This is a genomic window from Mycolicibacterium neoaurum ATCC 25795, assembly GCF_000691525.1.
In the GTDB taxonomy this organism is placed as follows: Bacteria; Actinomycetota; Actinomycetes; order Mycobacteriales; family Mycobacteriaceae; genus Mycobacterium; species Mycobacterium neoaurum.
Genome location: NZ_JMDW01000008.1, coordinates 890,276 through 910,585 on the forward strand (window position 1 = coordinate 890,276; position 20,310 = coordinate 910,585).

Genomic DNA, 20,310 nt, shown 5'->3' on the forward strand with positions numbered 1-20,310 from the left:
CCGTGCTGTGATGCAGTCATGTCCGCACCGCACACCGAGCTCACCCCGGAGGCGCTGGCCCAGCCCGGCCGGCGCGGCATGGTGCGCGTCCTCGGTGGCGCGGGTACCGGCAAGAGCCGCCTGCTCGTCGACACCGCGGTCGCGCACATCACCGCCGGCGCCGATCCGGAATCGATTCTGCTGCTGACCGGTTCGGCCAAGCTCGGCGCCTCGGCACGCGCCGCCGTCACCGCCGCGCTGCTGTCCGCCGGGGTACGTGGGGTGGTCCGTGAACCATTGGTGCGCACCGTGCACTCCTATGCCTTCGCGGTGCTGCGGCTCGCCGCCCAACGCACCGGTGGCCCCCCGCCGCGCCTCATCACCAGCGCCGAACAGGACGGCATCGTCCGCGAGCTGCTCGCCGGGGAACTCGAAGACGGTGCGGGGAACTGGCCAGTGGAGCTGCATCCCGCGCTGGGAACCGCCGGTTTCGCCACCGAACTGCGGGACCTGTTGGCGCGCTGCGCCGAACGTGGGGTGGACCCGCTTGCACTGCAACGGTTGGGCCGGCTCTCCGGTCGGCCCGAATGGGTTGCTGCCGGACGGTTCGCCGCGACCTACGAACAGGTGATGTTGCTGCGCTCGGCTGTCGGGATGGCCGCGCCGCAAGCCACCATGCCCGCATTGGGCGCAGCCGAGCTGGTGGGCGCGGCGCTTGATGCCTTCGCCGTCGATGCCGATCTGCTGGCCGCCGAACGGGCCAGGGTACGGCTGTTGCTCGTCGATGACGCCCAACAGCTGGATCCGCAGGCCGCCCTGCTGGTTCGGGTGCTGGCCGCCGGTGCCGACCTCACGATCCTCGCCGGTGACCCGAACCAGGCCGTGTTCGGTTATCGCGGTGCCGATCCGGCGTTGTTGCGGCTGGACACCCCGGTCGTCGAACTCATCGAGTCGCGGCGCTGCCCATCCGCGGTGGCCGACGCCATCACCGCCGTGGCGGCCCGGCTGCCGGGAGCGGACCGTCCGCGCGCGTTCACCGGCACGTCCGAACGCACCGGATCGGTGGCCGTCCGGATCGCCGCGTCGCCGCACGCCGAGGCCACCCTGATCGCCGACGCACTGCGCCGGGCGCATCTGGTCGACGGTGTGCCGTGGTCCCAGATGGCCGTCATCGTGCGCTCCGTGCCGCGGGTGGGATCGGGTATCGGGCGCGCACTGGTCGCCGCAGGTGTCCCGGTGGATCTACCGGCCGCCGAGAGCGCACTGGCCCAGCAGCCGGCGGTGCGGGCATTGCTGACCGTGCTGGAGGCCACCGCGGGCTCGCTCACCGGAGCCGCGGCACTGGAGCTGGTGACCGGACCGATCGGCCGGGTGGATCCGGTGTCACTGCGTCAATTGCGCCGCGCGCTGCGCCGCATCCTTGGCCACCAGCGCGAATTCGGGGAGTTGCTGGTGGCCGCTCTGCACCGGATTCCGGAGGGTCTGCCCACCGAGCTGGGACACAGCCTGGCTCGGGTGCAGTCGGTGTTGCGTGCCGCTCGTGGCAGCCATCGCGCCGGCATGGATCCGCGGAACACGTTGTGGCAGGCCTGGAGTCGCAGTGGCCTGCAACGGCGCTGGGTCACCATCGCCGACCGAGGCGGTCCGGGTGCCGCCGTGGCCGAACGCGATCTGGCCGCGGTGACGGCCCTGTTCGATATCGCCGATCAGTACGTGTCGACCACCACCGGGGCCACCTTGGCCGGTCTGGTCGCCCATGTCGGCACGCTGACGTTGCCCACCGCGTCGGCGTCGACCGCAAGGACCGATGCGGTGACGGTGTGCACACCGCACGCCGCGCTGGACCGGGAGTGGGATGTCGTAGTGTTGGCCGGCGTACAGGAAGGGCTATGGCCCAATACCATTCCGCGCGGCGGAGTGCTCGGCACCGGCCGGCTGATCGATGTGCTCGACGGCGTCGCCGATGTCGACGGTGGACCGACGGCTCGGCTGTCCGCTCGCGCCCCGTTGCTGGCCGAAGAGCGCCGACTGCTCATCGCGGCGATGGGCCGTACCCGCGACCGTCTGCTCGTGACGGCCGTCGACAGCGAGACCGGCGATGCCGCGATGCTGCCGTCGCCGTTCTGCACCGAACTGTCCACGCTGGCCACCCAGGAGCGGGAAGCCGGCATTCCGCCCGCGCCGATCCCGGCTCCCCGGGTGTTGACCCCTTCGGCGCTGGTCGGTCGCCTCCGGTCGGTTGTGTGCGCACCCGAGGGCGAGGTCGGCGAGGACACCCGCGCATGTGCGGCAACGCAATTGGCCCGGCTGGCCGCCGCGGGGGTGGCCGGTGCCGACCCGGCCCAATGGCACAGCCGCACGGCCGCGTCGACCAGCGAGCCGCTGTGGTCGGACGAGGACCACATCAGCACACTGTCACCGTCGACGTTGCAGACCCTGGTGGACTGTCCGTTGCGCTGGCTGCTGGAGCGTCACGGCGGCTCCGACAGCCGCGATGTCCGCTCCGCGGTCGGCACGCTCGTGCACGCCCTGGTGGCAGATCCGGGGAAGACCGAGAACCAGCTGCTTGCCGAGCTGGAGAGGATCTGGTCGGCGCTGCCGTATGAGTCGCAGTGGTACGCCGACAACGAGCTGGCCCGGCACGGCGCCATGCTGTCGACGTTCGTGCAGTGGCGTGAGCTGACCCGACGGGAGTACACCGAGGTAGGCACCGAGGTCGAGGTCGAGGGCATGGTGGCGCCCGGGGTTCGGGTGCGCGGCCGTATCGACCGGCTGGAAAGAGATAGCGCCGACCGGCTGGTGATCGTCGACGTCAAGACCGGCAAGAGTCCGGTCACCAAGGATGACGCGCAGCGGCATGCCCAGTTGGCGATGTACCAGCTGGCGGTCGCCGAGGGCGTGCTCGGTGACGGCGAGGAACCCGGTGGCGGGCTGCTCGTGTATCCGGCCAAGGCAAGTGCAGGCGGAGCCACCGAGCGCCACCAGGACGCCCTCACCCCGGCCGCGGCGCAGCAGTGGCGCGAGACCGTCACCGAGGCTGCCGCTGCAACGCAGGGGCCGGACTTCGTGGCCCGGGTCAACGACGGGTGCGCGCACTGCCCGGTACGGTCCATGTGCCCCGCACAGGAGAACCGCTCATGACCTCGACCCCCACCGCAAGGCACAGCCCCGCCGAACTGGCTGAGGCGCTCGGACTGTTCACCCCCACCGCGGAGCAGGCCGCCGTGATCGCCGCCCCGCCGGGCCCGGTGGTGGTCATCGCCGGGGCCGGCGCGGGCAAGACCGAGACGATGGCAGCTCGGGTGGTCTGGCTGGTCGCCAACGGGTACGCACGACCCGACCAGGTGCTCGGCCTGACCTTCACCCGCAAGGCCGCCGGGCAGCTGCTGCGACGGGTCCGGACCCGGCTGGCCCGGTTGGCCGGCACCGGACTGGGTCGCGATATCCGTACCGACGAGCCGCCCACGATCAGCACCTATCACGCCTTCGCGGGCAACCTGCTACGCGAGTACGGACTGCTGCTCCCGATCGAGCCGGACACCCGGCTGATCGGAGAAACGGAGCTGTGGCAGTTGGCGTTTCGCGTGGTGTGTGAGCATCCTCGGGTGCTCGACACCGAGAAGACGCCGGCGGCGATCACCGCTCTGGTGCTGCGACTGTCCGGCGCGCTGTCCGAGCACTTGGTCGACACCGCGGCACTGCGCGATACGCACGTCGAACTCGAACGGCTGATCCACCACCTGCCCGCCGGCCCGAACCAGCGTGGCGGACCCGCTCAATGGCTGCTGAAGCTGCTGACAACCCAGACCGAACGCACCGATCTCATCGAGCTCATCGACGAGTTGCATCGGCGGATGCGCGCGGAGCGGGTCATGGACTTCGGTGCGCAGATGTCCGCCGCGGCCCGACTGGCGGCCGCCGCCCCACAGGTGGGAGTCGAACTGCGGCAACGTTATCGGGTGGTGCTGCTCGACGAGTACCAGGACACCGGCCACGCCCAGCGCATCGCGCTGTCGGCGCTGTTCGGTGGCGGTGTGGATGACGGTCTCGCGCTCACCGCGGTCGGCGATCCGATCCAATCGATCTACGGATGGCGCGGTGCGTCGGCGACGAACCTGCCCCGGTTCACCACCGACTTCCCGCATTCCGACGGAACGCCTGCGCCGACACTGGAACTGCGCACCAGTTGGCGTAATCCCGCCGAGGCTCTGCACCTGGCCAACGCGGTGTCCGAGCAGGCGCGTCGGCGTTCGGTCAATGTGCGCGAGCTACTGCCGCGGCCAGACGCCGCGCCGGGGACGGTGCGCGCCGCACTGCTCGATGATGTGGTTTCCGAGCGGGATTGGGTTGCCGATCAGATCGCGGTCCGCTATCTGGCCGCCGAGACACCGCCCACGGCGGCGGTCCTGGTGCGCCGCAACGCCGATGCCGCGCCGATGGCCGAGGCGCTGACCGCCAGGGGCGTGCCGGTGGAAGTGGTCGGGCTCGCGGGACTGCTGTCGATACCGGAGGTCGCCGATGTCGTGGCGATGCTGCGGTTGGTGGTCGATCCCACCGGCGGTCCGGCCGCGATGCGGGTGCTCACCGGTCCGCGCTGGCGGCTCGGGGCGCGAGACATCACCGCCCTGTGGCAGCGGGCCACCGAACTTGACGAGCCGGGTCCCGGCGAGCACGGCACCGCAGCGCGGATCGTCGCCCAGGTCGCCCCCGACGCCGATACCGCCTGCCTGGCCGATGCGATCTGCGATCCCGGCCCCGAGGAACGGTACTCACCCGTGGGGTATGCGCGCATCGTCGCGCTGGGCCGCGAATTGTCCGTTCTGCGTTCACATCTGGGCTATCCGCTGCCAGATCTGGTGGCCGAGATCCGGCGGGTTCTCGGTGTCGACGCCGAGGCCAGGGCCGCCCGCCCGGCGGCCGCGGGGTGGGGCGGCACCGAACACCTGGACGCCTTCGGTGATGTGGTGGCCGAGTTCGCTGAGCGCTCCGACGGCTCACCGGCCGGCCTGCTGGCCTATCTGGACGTTGCTGCCGATATCGAGAACGGGCTCGCTCCGGCCGAGGTGGCTGTCGCCGCCGACCGGGTCCAGATCCTCACCGTGCACGCCGCCAAGGGCCTGGAATGGGAGATCGTCGCGGTACCGCACCTGAGCGGACGGATCTTCCCGTCCACCGCGATGGCGCGGACCTGGCTCTCCGATGCCGGCGAGCTGCCGCCGCTGCTGCGTGGCGACCGGGCCACGGTGTCCGAGCACGGCGTACCGGTGCTGGACACCAGCGACGTGAACGATCGTAAAGTGCTGTCCGACAAGATCGCGCAGCACAAGGATGTCCTCGCCGTGCGGCGCGGTGACGAGGAGCGGCGACTGCTGTATGTGGCGTTGACCCGATCCGAGGACACCCTGCTGCTGTCGGGGCATCACTGGGGCCCCACCGAGTCCAAACCGCGTGGCCCGTCGGAGTTCCTGGTCGAGCTCAAGGCGATCATCGAGAGGTCGGGCTGCGGCGTCATCGACCGCTGGGATCCCGAACCCGCCGACGGCGAGCCGAACCCGTTGCGCGGCAGCACAGTCGAAGCGGTCTGGCCTGTCGAAGGTTCACGCGCGCGCGATACCGAGCGTGGTGCGGCACTGGTAGCGCACGCCGCCGAACGGGCGCAGGCGGGGATCGACCCCGAGGATTGGACGGCCGATGTGGACGCCTTGCTCGCTGAACGCGAACGGGCGGCGGCCGCGGCGCCGGTCGTGCTGCCCGGGCAACTCTCGGTCAGCACGCTCGTCGATCTCGGCAAGGATCGCGCCGCCGCGCTGAGCAGGCTGCGGCGCAGACTCCCGTCCCGGCCGGACCCACATGCGCTGCTGGGTACCGCATTTCACGAGTGGGTACAGCGTTACTTCCATGCCGAGCGGTTGTTCGATCTCGACGATCTGCCCGGCGCTGTCGACGGTGATGCGGGGCGCGCGCATGCCGAGGAGCTCGCCGAGTTGCAGACCGCCTTCGCCTCGTCGCCATGGGCGGCGCGCACCCCACTCGATGTGGAGGTCCCCTTCGACATACTGCTGGGCGGCGACGGTGCGGGTAAGCCGACGGTGGTGCGCGGCCGGATCGACGCCGTGTTCGCCGAATCCGACGGCGGCGTGATCGTGGTGGACTGGAAGACCGGCGACCCACCGTCGACGCCGGAGGCCCGTGAGCACGCCGCCGTGCAGCTCGCGGTGTACCGGTTGGCGTGGGCCGGGCTGCACGACTGCCCGGCCGACGCGGTGCGTGCGGCCTTCCACTACGTCCGCAGCGGGGTCACGGTCATTCCCGACGAACTACCCGATGCCGAGGACCTCGCGGCGTTGCTGGCCGACACCAGGGCTCAGGAGTTGCGATAGATCTTGTAGGCCTGGGTGATCATCGGGATCTGCAGCGGCAGGCGAGCCCATGCGCCGATACGCATCGGCAACGGCTTTTCCTTCCACAACCGCACCATGTTGACGTTGGCCGGCAGCACCCCGAGGAACAGGGCGATGGCCCCCAGCGCGCCGAGCCTGCGGGTTTTCGGCGCGATCAACATGCCGCCGACCGCGGCCTCGGCGACGCCGGAGGCGAGCGTGTAGAACCGGGCCGAACCAGGCAGTTCGGCGGGGACGATGGTGTCGAACGGTTTCGGCGCGGCGAAATGCAAGACCCCCATCCCGACGAGCCACACGCCCATCTTCGTGGCGCGCGATGCGATTGCCTGCTGCTCAACTCCGGGTACGGGGGTCGTCATGGTTACATTGTGGCGTGCCCACCCCGTGCCGATCGGTGAATCGTGGCCAAAGGTAGATTGCGCCGGCGCCTGGCGGCGGTCAACCAGGACCTGACTTCGCGACATGACGCCGACCTCGTCGACGTCCTGAGCATCCCGGAGAGGTTCGTCAGCCCCTGGCGACGGATCTTCACGCGCGTGCTGCTGGCACTGGGTGCGTTGTTCGCCGCGGTGCTCATCGTCTACGTCGACCGCCACGGCTATCGCGATATCGAGTCCGCGCCCAATGCGAACGACCCGCTGTCGTTCCTGGACTGCCTCTATTACGCCACGGTCTCGCTGTCTACCACCGGATATGGCGATATCACGCCGGTCACCCCGTCCGCCCGGTTGATCAACGTCCTGGTGATCACGCCGCTGCGGGTGGCGTTCCTGATCGTGCTGATCGGAACGACGGTGGAAACCCTGACCAACCAGTCGCGCCAGGCATTGAAGATCCAGCGATGGAGGAGAAGCGTGCGTAACCACACCGTCGTCGTCGGATACGGGACCAAGGGCCGCACCGCGGTGGCCGCCATGATCGGTGATGACGTCGCTCCCGCCGACATCGTCGTCGTCGAGAGCGACCCGGTCGCCTTGGAGAAGGCCAAGAACGCAGGCCTGGTCACCGTCCGCGGCAATGCCCAGGACTCCGAGGTGCTGCGGCTGGCCAGCGTTCAGCACGCGAAATCGATCATCGTCGCCGCCAACCGTGACGACACCGCGGTACTGGTGACGCTCACCGCGCGCGAGCTGAACCCGACCGCCACCATCATCGCCGCGGTCCGTGAGGCCGAAAACCAGCACCTGCTCAAGCAGTCCGGCGCAAACAGCACCGTCGTCACCTCCGAGACGGCGGGCCGGCTGCTTGGCCTGGCCACCCAGACCCCCAGCGTGGTGGAGATGATCGAGGACCTGCTGACCCCCGATGCCGGCTTCGCGATCGCCGAGCGTCAGGTGGAGCCCAAGGAGGCCGGTGGCTCGCCGCGCCATCTCACCGACATCGTGCTCGGGGTGGTGCGCGGCGGTGATCTGTTGCGGGTCGACGACGAGCGCGTCGATGCGCTGGAGCTGAGCGACCGACTGCTCTACGTCCGCTCGAACGAGGAACGGTAGTGAATTTCAGCCTGCGCAACGTCCCCCTGCTGTCCCGTGTCGGCGCCGACCGCGCCGACACCCTGCGCACCGATGTCGACGCCGCCATCGCCGGGTGGGCGGATGCTCGCGTGCTGCGTGTCGACCGTCGCAACCAGGTGCTCATCGCCGACGGCAGCGTCGTGTTGGGAAGCACCGCGAGTCTCGGCGACGCCCCGCCCGAGCATGCGGTGTTCCTCGGTCGTCTCGCCGACGGCCGGCATGTCTGGGCCATCCGCGGCGAGCTCGAGCCACCCGAGGATCCCGATGTCCGGACCGAGGTGCTCGATCTGCGCCGCGCCGGACCGGTGTTCGACGATGCCAGCGCGCAGTTGGTGTCGACCGCCACCGCACTGCTGAACTGGCACGACCACGCCCGGTTCAGCCCGGTCGACGGCGCCCCGACCAAGCCGATCAAGGCGGGCTGGTCGCGGATCAACCCGGCCACCGGTCACGAGGAGTTCCCGCGCATCGACCCGGCCGTGATCTGCCTGGTGCACGACGGTCACGACCGCGCCGTGCTGGCGCGCCAAGGCGTCTGGCCGGAGCGGATGTTCTCGATCCTGGCGGGGTTCGTCGAGGCCGGTGAATCCTTCGAGACCTGTGTGGTGCGCGAGATCGCCGAGGAGATCGGCCTCACCGTCACCGATGTGCAGTACCTGGGCAGCCAGCCGTGGCCGTTCCCGCGTTCGCTGATGGTCGGGTTCCACGCCCTCGGTGATCCCGAGCAGCCGTTCGCCTTCAACGACGGCGAGATCGCCGAGGCCGACTGGTTCAGCAGGGCAGAGATCCGCGACGCGCTGGAGAACGGGGACTGGAGCAGCACGTCGCCGTCGCGCGTGCTGCTGCCCGGATCCATCTCGATCGCGCGCGAGATCATCGAGTCTTGGGCCTACGCCGTCTGAGCTGTCACGGCCCCAGCGCCGCGACATCGCGCAGACGCAGCCGCGCCTCGTCGGGACTGATACGCAATTGGCCGGCCACGTACTCGACCCAGGACATGGCGCCCAGGGCGCGCGGCGTCGTGGTGGCCGTCAACCGGGCGAGCAGTCGCAGCTGGCATTCACCCGCCAGCTCCGCCGCGCGCCCATAGAGTGCCAGTGCGCGGCGAAGATCTGGTTCGGTCCGGGAGTTCGTCCGCAGCGCGTTGGCCTGGGCCACCAACGCCGAGGACTCGGCGTGCAGTGCGTCGATTTGAGCGAGGGTTTGGGTCATGCTTCGAACAATAGTTCGAAGCACTGACAACCTCAGCGCAGCTTGGCCTTGACCTGCTTGGCGCTCGGGTTGGTCAGCGTCGAGCCGTCGGCGAACTTGACCGTCGGCACCACATGGTTGCCGTTGTTGACCGAACCGACGAATTCGGCGGCCGCCGGATCACCTTCGATGTCGATCTCGGTCCACGAGATCCCCTCGGCCTTGAGCGCGGTCTTCAGGCGCGCGCAGTAACCACACCACGAGGTCGTGTACATCGTCAGCTCAGCATTGCTCATGGGTGAATCAACCTATCGACGTCGGTGCGCAATTCCCTGCACCCTATGCGCCCCGAGAACATGTCGGACACCCCTGCCATGATGGAGGCCATGCCGTCCGTCGACAGTCTCCTCGGCGACCTCGACGACGAACAGCGCGAGGCCGTCGTCGCGCCCCGCGGTCCGGTGTGTGTGCTCGCCGGTGCGGGCACCGGTAAGACCAGGACCATCACCCGCCGCATCGCCAATTTGGTGGTGGGCGGGCATGTCGCACCCGGCCAGGTGCTGGCGGTCACCTTCACCGCGCGTGCGGCGGGCGAGATGCGCAGCAGGTTGCGTGCGCTCGGTGATCAGGCCGGGGTGCCGACGGCCGCGGTCCAGGCCGTCACGTTCCACGCCGCCGCACGCCGTCAGCTGCAGTACTTCTGGCCGCGGGTGGTAGGGGACACGGCATGGCAGCTGCTCGACAGCAAGTTCGCCGTCGTCGCGCAGGCGGCCAACCGTGCCGCGATACAGGCCAGTACCGACGATGTGCGTGATCTGGCCGGCGAAATCGAGTGGGCCAAGGCATCGTTGATCACCCCCGAGCAATACGTGACCGCGGTGGCCAGGACCCGTCGCGACGTGCCGATGGACGCGAACTCCGTGGCCAAGGTCTACGCCGGTTACGAGAAGCTCAAGACCCACCGCGACGGCACCGCGCTGCTCGACTTCGACGATCTGCTCCTGCACACCGCCGCCGCCATCGAGAACGACGCCGCCGTCGCCCAGGAATTCCGCGATCGCTACCGCTGCTTCGTCGTCGACGAGTACCAGGACGTCACCCCGTTGCAGCAGCGCGTCCTGGACGCCTGGCTGGGCAACCGGGACGATCTCACCGTCGTCGGTGACGCGAACCAGACCATCTATTCGTTCACCGGGGCGACCCCGCGGTTCCTGCTCGACTTCTCCCGGCGTTTCCCGGAGGCCACCGTCGTCAGGTTGGAACGCGACTATCGGTCCACACCCGAGGTGGTGTCACTGGCCAACCGGGTCATCGCCGCCGCGCGCGGTCGGATGGCCGGCAGCAAGCTGCACCTGATCGGTCAGCGCGATCCCGGCCCGAAACCGACCTTCGCCGAACATCCCGACGAGGTCGCCGAGGCCTCCGCCGTCGCCAAGAAGGTCGCCAAGCTCATCGACAACGGCACCGCCCCCGCCGAAATCGCGGTGCTGTACCGGATCAACGCCCAGTCCGAGGTGTACGAGGAGGCGCTCACCGAGGCGGGTATCGCCTTCCAGGTGCGCGGCGGTGAGGGATTCTTCAGCAGGCAGGAGATCCGTCAGGCGCTGATCGCCTTGCAGCGCAACGTCGATCGCGAAACGCCGGGTGACCTCCCCGGGTTCGTACGCGGCATCCTGGAACCGCTGGGACTGACCGAGGAGCCACCGTCGGGCACCAAGGCGCGCGAACGCTGGGAGGCGCTGACCGCGCTGGCCGAATTGGTCGACGACGAAGTCGCACAACGCCCTTCGCTGGGTCTGAGCGCACTGGTCGCCGAACTGCGCCAACGCGCCGACTCGCGGCACCCGCCCGTGGTGCAGGGTGTGACGCTGGCCTCGCTGCATGCCGCCAAGGGCTTGGAATGGGACGCGGTGTTCCTCGTCGGACTGGCGGACGGCACGCTGCCGATCTCGCATGCGCTGGCCCACGGGCCCGACAGTGAAGCCGTCGAGGAGGAGCGCCGCCTGCTCTACGTCGGGGTCACCCGCGCCCGGGTGCATCTGAGCCTGAGCTGGGCGCTGGCCCGCACGCCCGGCGGCAGGCAGGGGCGGCGGCCCTCGCGGTTCCTCAACGGGATCGCCCCGCAGACCCCGGCCGACAACGCACCCGCCCGCCCGAAACGCGCCAGGGGAGCCACCCCGCGCTGCCGGGTCTGCAACGGCGCGCTGACCACACCGACGGCGATCATGCTGCGTCGCTGCGAGAATTGTCCGTCCGATATCGACGAGCAGCTACTGGTCGAACTCAAGGAATGGCGGCTGCGCACCTCGCAGGAGTTGAAGGTGCCCGCCTACGTCGTGTTCACCGACAACACGCTCATCGCCATCGCCGAGACGCTGCCCACCGATGCCGCCGCGTTGGTGGCCATCCCCGGCATCGGGGCGCGCAAGCTGGAGCAGTACGGACCCGATGTGCTGGCCCTGGTCAACGCCCGGTCCTGACGGGCTGCCGACTTTCGCATAAATCCCGCCAAAACCCCAGGTCAGAAAATCGCTTGTGGTTTCGGGCTGTTAGGCTCTAGCCTCAAGATCACCAGCTTTTTGCCAGACGATTCCACGAGAGGAGGCGGTCCGATGTCGATCATCAATATGCCCAGCGGCGTAAATGTCAGCGGTATGCCGCTGACCCTCGCTGCTGTCGCCGGCATGTCTGCCGCCCATCGAGCCGGTTGGGCGCCCGTTGCTGCCGCCGCCGCGCCGCAGCATAAGCGCCGCACCGCCCGCGAGATCGTCGCGTCCGTGAAGCGGGGTACCACCTAGGTAACCCCAGCACCGCCGAAAAGGCCACGGACCCGAACTCACCGGATCCGTGGCCATTCTGGTTTTGGGGACACCCGCACAGGAACCCCCAGACACCTGGTCACCGGTCCGAACAAGACCGACACCGAGAGAACACGACCAGGAAGTAGGGGACAAGACATGTCCGTCCAGACATGCCTAGAACGCACACTGCCCGCGGTGCCGTGCCACGAGGCCGATCCGGATCTGTGGTTCGCCGAGAGCCCGTCCGAACTGGAGCGGGCCAAGGCGTTGTGTGCGGATTGCCCGATTCGCAGCCTGTGCTTGAGTGAAGCGCTGCAGCGCCAGGAGCCGTGGGGCGTCTGGGGCGGCGAGATCATCGAGCGCGGGGCGATCGTGGCCCGCAAACGGCCGCGCGGACGTCCGCGCAAGCAGGCCGACGCCGGTCAGGCGGCGTGATGCCGACGCCCGAGACCACGGGTTCTGGCGGGGAAACCAGAAAATCCCGCCAGAACCCGTAGTCTCGGCGAAACGTTCAGTCGGCGAAGCCCGGGACGTACTCGTTGGCGATGGCCCGCACCGGCACATGCGCATCCAGCTGACAGCAGATCGCGATGGTCGAGGCGATCACGCGCAGCGGAATGGCAAGGTTGGCAGGAAGATCCAGCTGTCGGGCCATCTTGATCTGGGCGACCGAGTTGTCCATCTGCCCCGCGGCCATCTTCTGGATCCAGCGACGCGTGTAGTGGAACACCTCGGTCTCGACCGGTTCAACATACTGACGCAACATGTCGTCGATCTCTTCCACCGACACCTGCTCACCCTTCTGGATGAACCCGGCCGCTTCCATGGCGGGCAGCAGTTCGGCGTAGTTCTTGTCCCTGGCCAACCTGATGCAGTTGCCCAGTGAGGCCGGAAAACCGCCCGGCAGCGGGGCCACCGCGCCGAAGTCGATGACACCCATCCGGCCGTCGGCCAACAGCATGAAGTTTCCCGGATGTGCGTCGCCGTGCATCATCTCAAGCCGCTTGGGGGCGCCGAAGGTCAACTCGGTGAGTCGCGTTCCCATCAGATCGCGTTGCTCGGGGGTGCCTTCCCGGATGATCACCGACATCGGGATACCGTCCATCCACTCGGCGATGACGACCTTGGGCGCGCTGGCCACGATGCGTGGCACCGCGAAATGCGGGTCGTTGTCGTAGGCAGTGGCAAAGGCCCGCTGGTTGTCGGCCTCCAACCGGTAGTCCAGCTCCATCTCGGTGCGCTCGATGAGCTCGGCGACCACACTCTCGATATCGGCCCCGGGCGCCAGCTGTTTGAACACGCCGGTCAGGCGCTGGATCGTCTTCAGGTCGGCGCGCAACGCCTCATCGGCGCCGGGGTACTGGATTTTCACCGCGACGGTCCGGCCATCCGACCAGACGGCCTTGTGCACCTGTCCGATGCTCGCCGATGCCACCGGGGTGTCGTCGAAACTCTGGAATCGTTCCCGCCATTTGGTGCCCAACTGCTGATCGAGCACGCGATGTACCTTTGCCGCAGGCAGGGGAGGGGCCTCCCGCTGCAGCTTGGTCAGCGCCTCGCGGTAGGGCTTGCCGTACTGCTCGGGGATGGCGGCCTCCATCACCGAGAGGGCTTGGCCGACCTTCATGGCGCCGCCCTTGAGTTCACCGAGCACGGTGAACAGCTGCTGGGCAGCCTTGTCCATCAGTTCGGCGGTGACTTCGTCCTTGGATTTCCCGGTCAGCCGCTTGCCGAAGCCGAGCGCGGCCCGGCCGGCGAAGCCGACAGGTAGGGTGGCGAGCTTCGCGTTCCGGGCGACGCCACGCCGTTTGATTTCTGACACCCATCCATCATCCACCACGTAGCTGAGTGCTCCGCTACGAACCGGTAACTACCTGCGACTGATCATCAGCACCTGCAGGACGGATGCCGTGACCAGTGCTTGGTCACCACCGAACCCCGGGCGACGTCGAACTCGACGGTGTGGTCCAGCGTCAACGGCACCGGTGTATCGGTATCGGTATCGGCGCGCAGCGTGCGCACCACGCGATCCACCTGCGTCAGCGCCAATGCAGCGGTGCCCAGCAGCGTCGCCCGGTCGGCGGTGCCCACGGAGTGCCGGAGCTGTGCCGCGATCGCGGGCCAGGCCTCGTCGCGATCGCGTCGGTGCAGGTCCGCGCATCGCAGGCAGGAGGTGACGCCGGGCAATACCAGCGGGCCGATCAGACCGGTGCCGTCGCGCACCAGAACCGGGAGATGCGGGATGCGGGCGGCGTGCAGATCGCGCAGCACGCGGGGGTCGGCGACCAAAGCGTCGGCGAGCAATACGAGGTCGGTCTTGTCGGAGGTCACCGCGGCATGTGCCCGGCTGCTGCGGGTGACCCGGGTCGCCGAGCAGCGCAACGCGCCGGCCAGCAGGTCCGATAGCGGCCCGCGACCGTGGATGCGGACCGCGACCGGCCGATGTGCCGGCGACGGGCTGATCACCACACCCGCTCGTACCAGGGCGGCGAGCAGATCGGCAACCGCGACGGCAGGCCGCTGCATTCCGAGTTCTGTTGCGCGGCTGACCAATTCGTCCGCAGTGGTGGGATCCTGCATGGACCGCAACAACTGGGCCAGCGTCGAGGCCGTCAATCCTGCGGGTGGGTGTACCTGGACCGCCCGGCGCGGATCCCAGCCGATCTGTACCGTCCCGTCGGGACGCCACAGCACGGGCATGGCCGGGTTGAGTGCGTAGCGCCGCATTCCATGACTCTGTCACGGTCGGCGCGTACGCCGCTTCAGTTATCCACAGGCCCGTCGGGACCCTCGTTGCGCTCCAGGTCGGCCAGCGCCTCGTCGATACCGCTGGTGTCCCCGCCGATCACCCGGTCGATGAACCCGGCGGGCTCGTCGAGATCATCGGCGCCGGGGAGCAGGTCGGGGTGCTGCCACACCGCGTCGCGGGCATCGGCGCCCACCGCCTCGGTCAGCTTCTCCCACAGCGCGGCGGCCTCGCGCATCTTGCGGGGCCGCAGCTCCAGCCCGACCAGGGTGGCGAAGGTCTGCTCGGCGGGACCACCGGTGGCGCGGCGGCGGCGCAGCATCTCGCTGAGGGCGGGAGTTCCGGGTAGCCGGTCGCCCAGGGCGGCGGTCACGACGGTCTGCACCCAGCCCTCGATCAGCGCCAGCTGGGTCTCCAGGCGTTCCAGCGCGGCGGTCTGTTCCGGGGTGGCCTTCGGCTCGAACATGCCCTGGCTGAGCAACTGCTCCATGGCTGCTGGGTCGGCGAGGGAGGCGGGGTTGAACCCCTGGGCCATGTCCTCGATACCGCTCATGTCGATCTTCATGCCCTTGGCGAACGCCTCGACATTGTTGAGCAGCTGGCTCGACAGCCACGGCACATGGCTGAATAGCCGGTGATGGGCGGCTTCGCGGGCGGCGAGGAAAGTCAGCACCTCGCTGCGCGACTGCTCCAGACCCTCCGACAGCGCGTCCACCGCCGCGGGCATCAGCGCCGCGACGCCCTTGGGGCCCAGCGGCAGACCGATATCGGTGGAGGTCAGTACCTCACCGGCCAGCTTGCCCAGCGCCTGGCCGAGTTGGCTGCCGAACGCCATCCCGCCCATCTGGGACATCATCGCCAGCAGCGGGCCGGCCATCGCCTTGGCCTCCTCGGGCAGGGCCTGCGCCCATACCGAGGAGATCTGCTGGGCGACGGGGTCGCACAGCCGCTTCCAGGTGTCCATGGTGTTGTCGATCCAGTCCGAAGGCGACCACGCCGCGGTCCGGATGGTCCCCGCGGGCAGGGGTGTCGCACCGTCGAGCCAGGTCTCGGCCAGCCGGACAGCATCGCTGATCGCCGTCGCGGTGGATTCGGGCACGGGGGCGACGAAGCCGATCGAGTTCGACGCGAGCTGACGCGCCAGGTCGTAGTTGACCGGCCCGCCCTGCCCGCCGGGCCCCATTCCGCCTGCGCCGCTGAACATCTGGCCGAGCTTGGTGAAGATCTGGCCGAGATCGGACATGTCGAATCCGGCACCGCCCAGACCGAAGGGATCCCCCGACGGATCGTTCTTGCGCTTGTCGCGATCGGGGTCTTCGCCGGAGGAGAAGCCGAAGGGCAGGTCAGACATAGCGTCAACGGTACCCACCGACACCTGTGCGGGTAGGGCCGCGGGTCACGCTGTGGGTGAACGCGCTCTACTGTGGGCGGCGTGAACAGGCGGATTCTGACGCTGATGGTGGCATTGGTGCCGATTGTGGCCTTCGGTCTGCTGCTGTCGCTCGTGACGGTGCCCTATGTGGCGCTGGGGCCGGGCCCGACCTTCAACACCCTCGGCGAGGTGGACGGCAAGCAGGTCGTCGACATCAAGAGCACCGACGGAGTGGCCGGTGAGGTGGTCCATCCGACCAGCGGGCATCTGAACATGACGACGGTCGCCCAGCGTGACGGACTGACGCTGGGGCAGGCGCTGCTGTTGTGGATGTCGGGTCGCGATCAGCTGGTGCCGCGCGAGTTGGTGTATCCGCCGGACAAGTCCAAGGACGATATCGATCAGGCCAACACGACCGAGTTCCGGCAGTCCGAGGACGATGCCGAGTACGCGGCGCTGTCCTATCTGAAGTACCCGAAGGCGGTCACCGTCTCGACGGTGGAGGACAAGGGACCCTCGGCGGGCAAGCTGCAGCCCGGCGATGCCATCGACATGGTGAACAACGTCGCCGTTGCCGACCTCGCGGCGTTCCAGGCCGAGGTGAAGAAGACCAAGCCCGGTGACCAGCTCGTCATCGACTTCCGCCGCAAGAACGCCCCGGCGGGTACCACCACCGTCACCCTCGGCAAGCACCCGGAACGGGACCAGGGGTACCTGGGTATCGGCGTGGTCGACGCACCCTGGGCATTGTTCGACATCGAGTTCAACCTGGCCAATATCGGCGGACCCTCGGCCGGGCTGATGTTCAGCTTGGCCGTGGTCGACAAGCTCACCACCGGAGACCTCAACGACGGCAAGTTCGTCGCCGGGACCGGAACCATCGACGCGGACGGGAAGGTCGGCTCGATCGGCGGTATCACCCACAAGATGCTCGCGGCGGCCGAGGCCGGTGCGACGGTGTTCATGGTGCCCGCGGAGAACTGTGCCGAGGCGCTGACAGCGCGCGAGGACAGCATGCAGTTGGTGAAGGTGGACACCCTCACCACGGCGGTCGATGCGCTGAACACGATTTCCGCCGGTGGCGAACCCCCCACGTGCTGAGAATCTCCTTGGCGGTTGGTGCGTAGCATGAGGACAGCTGCGTCCAGCAGCGCGAGGCGTTGATGTTGTGGCGGGTTTGTCGGTGCGCCACGCAACCAGAGTGGAGTTGACGAGTTGGGTATGCGGCCGGCGGCGCGAATGCCGCAGCTGACACAGCGGAGCCGGATTCTGATCGGTGTCGCGGTAGCAGTTGTCCTGTTGTTGTTGGTGGGGCCGCGATTCATCGACGGCTATGTCGACTGGCTGTTCTTCGGTGAGCTCGGGTACCGGTCGGTGTTCACGACGGTGCTGCTCACCCGCATCGCACTGTTCTTCGTGGTGGCGGTCTTCATCGGCGCGGTCGTCTTCGCCGGCCTGGCGCTGGCCTACCGCACCCGGCCGGTATTCGTGCCCACGGTGGGTCCCAACGATCCGGTGGCCAGGTACCGCACCACGGTGATGAGCCGGCTGCGGTTGTTCGGCATCGGCATCCCGATCTTCATCGGCCTGCTGGCCGGGATCGTCGCCCAGAGCTACTGGGCCCCGGTGCAGCTGTTCCTCAACGGCGGTGAATTCGGGATCACGGACCCGCAGTTCGGTATCGACCTCGGCTTCTATGCCTTCGACCTGCCGTTCTACCGGCTGGTGCTCACCTACCTGTTCGTCGCGGTCTTCCTGGCGTTCGCGGCGAACCTGCTGGGCCACTACCTGTTCGGCGGTATCCGCCTGTCGAATCGTTCCGGTGCACTCACGCGCGCCGCCCGCATCCAGCTGATCGCGCTGGCGGGCACCCTGGTGCTGCTCAAGGCCGCCGCCTACTGGCTTGACCGCTACGAGCTGCTCAGCAACACCCGCGCCGGAAAGCCCTTCACCGGTGCCGGTTACACCGATATCAATGCGGTGCTGCCCGCCAAGCTGATCCTGCTGGCCATCGCGGTTATCTGCGCGGTCGCGGTGTTCTCGGCCCTGGTGCTTCGTGACCTTCGCATCCCGGCCATCGGCCTGGTGCTGCTGCTGTTGTCCTCTTTGGTGGTCGGTGCCGGCTGGCCGCTGATCGTCGAGCAGTTCAGCGTCAAACCGAATGCGGCGCAGAAGGAAAGCGAATACATCAACCGAAGTATCACCGCGACCCGAGATGCCTACGGGTTGACCGACCAGACGGTGGAGTACCGCAACTACGGCGGCGATGCCAATGCCACCGCCCAGCAGGTCTCCTCGGACACGGCGACCACCTCGAACATCCGGCTGCTCGACCCGACGATCGTCAGCCCGGCGTTCACCCAGTTCCAGCAGGGCAAGAACTTCTACAACTTCCCCGACCAGTTGGCGATGGACCGCTATGTCGGGCCCGACGGGCAGATCCGCGATTATGTGGTGGCCGCTCGCGAGCTCAACCCCGACCGGTTGATCGACAACCAGCGTGACTGGATCAACCGGCACACGGTGTACACCCACGGCAACGGCTTCGTGGCCTCGCCCGCCAACACGGTGCGCGGTATCGCCAACGACCCGAACCAGAACGGTGGTTACCCGGAGTTCCTGGCCAGCGTGGTCGGCGCCAATGGCAGTGTCATCTCGCCAGGACCGGCGCCGCTGGATCAGCCGCGGGTGTACTTCGGCCCGGTGATCGCCAGCGCCCCTGACGATTACGCCATCGTCGGCAAGGTCGGCGATGTGGATCGCGAGTACGACTACGAGACCAACACCGAGACCAAGAACTACACCTATCAGGGCAGCGGTGGCGTCCCGGTGGGCAACTGGTTGGCGCGTGCGGTCTTCGCAGCCAAGTTCGCCGAGCGGAACTTCCTGCTGTCCAACGTGATCGGTGACAACAGCAAGATCTTGTTCAACCGTGATCCGGCCCAGCGGGTCGAGGCGGTGGCGCCGTGGCTGACCACCGACAACGGTGTGTACCCCGCGATCGTCAACAAGCGGATGGTGTGGATCGTCGACGGCTACACCACGTTGGACAACTACCCCTATTCGGAGTTGACGACGCTGTCGAACGCGACCATCGACTCCAACGAAGTGGCGGTCAACCGCCTGCTGCCCGATAAGCAGGTGTCCTATATCCGCAACTCGGTGAAGGCCACCGTCGATGCCTATGACGGCACGGTGACGCTCTACGCCCAGGACGAGACCGATCCGGTGCTCAAGGCCTGGATGTCGGTGTTCCCCGGAACGGTGAAGCCCAAGGCGGATATCTCCGAGGAGCTCAAGCAGCATCTGCGCTACCCCGAGGACCTGTTCAAGGTGCAGCGTGCGCTGTTGGCCAAGTACCACGTCGACGACCCGGTGAAGTTCTTTACCAACGCCGACTTCTGGGATGTGCCACTGGATCCCAACCCGACGGCCAGCAGCTTCCAGCCGCCGTACTACATCGTGGCCAAGGATCAGGCCAAGCAGAACGGCGAACCGTCGTTCCAGCTGACCAGTGCCATGAACTGGATCCGTCGTGACTTCCTGGCCGCCTACATCAGTGCCAGCTCGGATCCGGACACCTACGGCAAGCTCACGGTGCTCACGGTGCCCGGGCAGGTCAACGGTCCGAAGCTGGCGTTCAACGCGATCAGCACCGATACCGCGGTGTCCACCGAGTTGGGGCAGATCGGTCGCGACGGCCAGAACCGTATCCGGTGGGGCAACCTGCTGACCCTGCCGATCGGTAACGGCGGTTTGCTCTATGTCGCACCGATCTACGCCTCACCGGGCACCAGCGACGCGGCCTCGACGTATCCGCGTCTGATCCGCGTGGCCATGATGTACAACGACAAGGTCGGGTACGGCCCCACGGTGCGTGATGCACTCGACGAGATCTTCGGCGCCGGAGCGGGTTCCACCGCGACCGGTCCGGCACCGGCCGATGGCCAGGCCGGGCGTCCGCAGGCGGCACCGACCAACGGTCAGCCCGCGGCCACCCCGCCGGCCGGTCAGCAGGGCCGGACGCCGGCACCGGCGGCCGAACCGCCCGCGGCGGCTGTGCCCCCGGGTGGACCGGTGACGCTCTCGGGTGCCAAGGCTGCTGCGCTACAGGAGGTCAACTCGGCGCTGGACAATATGCAGCAGGCGCAGACCAGCGGCAATTTCGAAGAGTTCGGCGCGGCGTTGCAGCGTCTGGATGATGCGATGAACCGCTACCGCGAGGCGCGCTAGTCATTTTGTGTTGACTCTGCGCCCACGGCGGAAAAGTGCGAGAGCACGTCGCCGTGGGCGCAGAGTCATCTTC

General features: G+C 68.1%; 15 protein-coding genes. 9 read left to right on the forward strand and 6 right to left on the reverse strand.

Annotated elements, in window-relative coordinates; translation table 11 throughout:
- Positions 1-18: 18 nt before the first annotated feature.
- Both IC40_RS0111710 and IC40_RS0111715 read left to right on the forward strand, forming a co-directional pair.
- The gene (locus tag IC40_RS0111710; protein ID WP_030134897.1) at positions 19-3,120 is read left to right on the forward strand and encodes an ATP-dependent helicase; all 3,102 of its coding nucleotides are present in this window, start codon (positions 19-21) and stop codon (positions 3,118-3,120) included.
- Positions 3,117-6,359 (forward strand): ATP-dependent helicase, encoded by a 3,243-nt coding sequence (locus IC40_RS0111715; protein WP_030134898.1) that lies wholly within the window; start codon positions 3,117-3,119, stop codon positions 6,357-6,359. The genes IC40_RS0111710 and IC40_RS0111715 overlap by 4 nt, the downstream gene beginning before the upstream one ends.
- Here IC40_RS0111715 and IC40_RS0111720 read toward each other — a convergent pair.
- The gene (locus tag IC40_RS0111720; RefSeq protein WP_030134899.1) at positions 6,344-6,739 is read right to left on the reverse strand and encodes a DoxX family protein; all 396 of its coding nucleotides are present in this window, start codon (positions 6,737-6,739) and stop codon (positions 6,344-6,346) included. The two genes, IC40_RS0111715 and IC40_RS0111720, sit on opposite strands and share 16 nt — an antisense overlap.
- Before the next feature lie 42 nt (positions 6,740-6,781).
- On the opposite strand from IC40_RS0111720, the gene IC40_RS0111725 reads away from it, so the two are divergent.
- Positions 6,782-7,873 carry a potassium channel family protein gene (locus IC40_RS0111725; protein WP_030134900.1) on the forward strand — a complete coding sequence of 364 codons (1,092 nt, stop codon included), beginning with the start codon at positions 6,782-6,784 and terminating at the stop codon, positions 7,871-7,873.
- Positions 7,873-8,796: an NAD(+) diphosphatase gene (gene nudC / locus IC40_RS0111730; RefSeq protein ID WP_030134901.1), complete on the forward strand. Its 924-nt coding sequence runs from the start codon at positions 7,873-7,875 to the stop codon at positions 8,794-8,796. Before IC40_RS0111725 ends, nudC begins: the two co-directional genes overlap by 1 nt.
- Before the next feature lie 4 nt (positions 8,797-8,800).
- On the opposite strand, the gene IC40_RS0111735 is transcribed toward nudC, so the two are convergent.
- Entirely contained in the window at positions 8,801-9,106 is a 306-nt protein-coding gene (locus IC40_RS0111735; RefSeq protein ID WP_030134902.1) for a hypothetical protein, read from the reverse strand.
- A gap of 32 nt (positions 9,107-9,138) precedes the next feature.
- Positions 9,139-9,381, reverse strand: coding sequence for a mycoredoxin Mrx1 (gene mrx1 / locus IC40_RS0111740; RefSeq protein ID WP_030134903.1), 243 nt, complete (start codon positions 9,379-9,381; stop codon positions 9,139-9,141).
- A gap of 60 nt (positions 9,382-9,441) precedes the next feature.
- Here mrx1 and IC40_RS0111745 point away from each other — a divergent pair, with 60 nt between their 5' ends.
- From IC40_RS0111745 to IC40_RS0111755, 3 genes are all read left to right on the forward strand, one after another.
- The gene (locus IC40_RS0111745) at positions 9,442-11,565 is read left to right on the forward strand and encodes an ATP-dependent DNA helicase UvrD2 (RefSeq protein ID WP_030134904.1); all 2,124 of its coding nucleotides are present in this window, start codon (positions 9,442-9,444) and stop codon (positions 11,563-11,565) included.
- A gap of 132 nt (positions 11,566-11,697) precedes the next feature.
- On the forward strand, positions 11,698-11,883 hold the full coding sequence (locus IC40_RS0111750; RefSeq protein WP_030134905.1) for a hypothetical protein: 186 nt from the start codon (positions 11,698-11,700) through the stop codon (positions 11,881-11,883).
- 159 nt (positions 11,884-12,042) lie between these two features.
- Positions 12,043-12,321 carry a WhiB family transcriptional regulator gene (locus tag IC40_RS0111755; RefSeq protein ID WP_030134906.1) on the forward strand — a complete coding sequence of 93 codons (279 nt, stop codon included), beginning with the start codon at positions 12,043-12,045 and terminating at the stop codon, positions 12,319-12,321.
- A gap of 76 nt (positions 12,322-12,397) precedes the next feature.
- Here IC40_RS0111755 and IC40_RS0111760 read toward each other — a convergent pair whose 3' ends face one another.
- The 3 genes from IC40_RS0111760 to IC40_RS0111770 are packed head-to-tail and all read right to left on the reverse strand — an operon-like array spanning position 12,398 to position 15,983.
- Positions 12,398-13,723 (reverse strand): macrolide-binding ATPase MABP-1, encoded by a 1,326-nt coding sequence (locus IC40_RS0111760; RefSeq protein WP_030134907.1) that lies wholly within the window; start codon positions 13,721-13,723, stop codon positions 12,398-12,400.
- Between the two features lie 50 nt (positions 13,724-13,773).
- On the reverse strand, positions 13,774-14,613 hold the full coding sequence (locus tag IC40_RS0111765; protein WP_030134908.1) for a bacteriocin biosynthesis cyclodehydratase domain-containing protein: 840 nt from the start codon (positions 14,611-14,613) through the stop codon (positions 13,774-13,776).
- 35 nt (positions 14,614-14,648) lie between these two features.
- Positions 14,649-15,983, reverse strand: coding sequence for a zinc-dependent metalloprotease (locus tag IC40_RS0111770; RefSeq protein WP_030134909.1), 1,335 nt, complete (start codon positions 15,981-15,983; stop codon positions 14,649-14,651).
- Positions 15,984-16,064: 81 nt separating this feature from the next.
- Here IC40_RS0111770 and IC40_RS0111775 point away from each other — a divergent pair, with 81 nt between their 5' ends.
- Positions 16,065-17,105: a YlbL family protein gene (locus tag IC40_RS0111775; RefSeq protein ID WP_030134910.1), complete on the forward strand. Its 1,041-nt coding sequence runs from the start codon at positions 16,065-16,067 to the stop codon at positions 17,103-17,105.
- 114 nt (positions 17,106-17,219) lie between these two features.
- Positions 17,220-20,237, forward strand: coding sequence for a UPF0182 family protein (locus IC40_RS0111780; RefSeq protein WP_036469722.1), 3,018 nt, complete (start codon positions 17,220-17,222; stop codon positions 20,235-20,237).
- Positions 20,238-20,310: the final 73 nt, after the last annotated feature.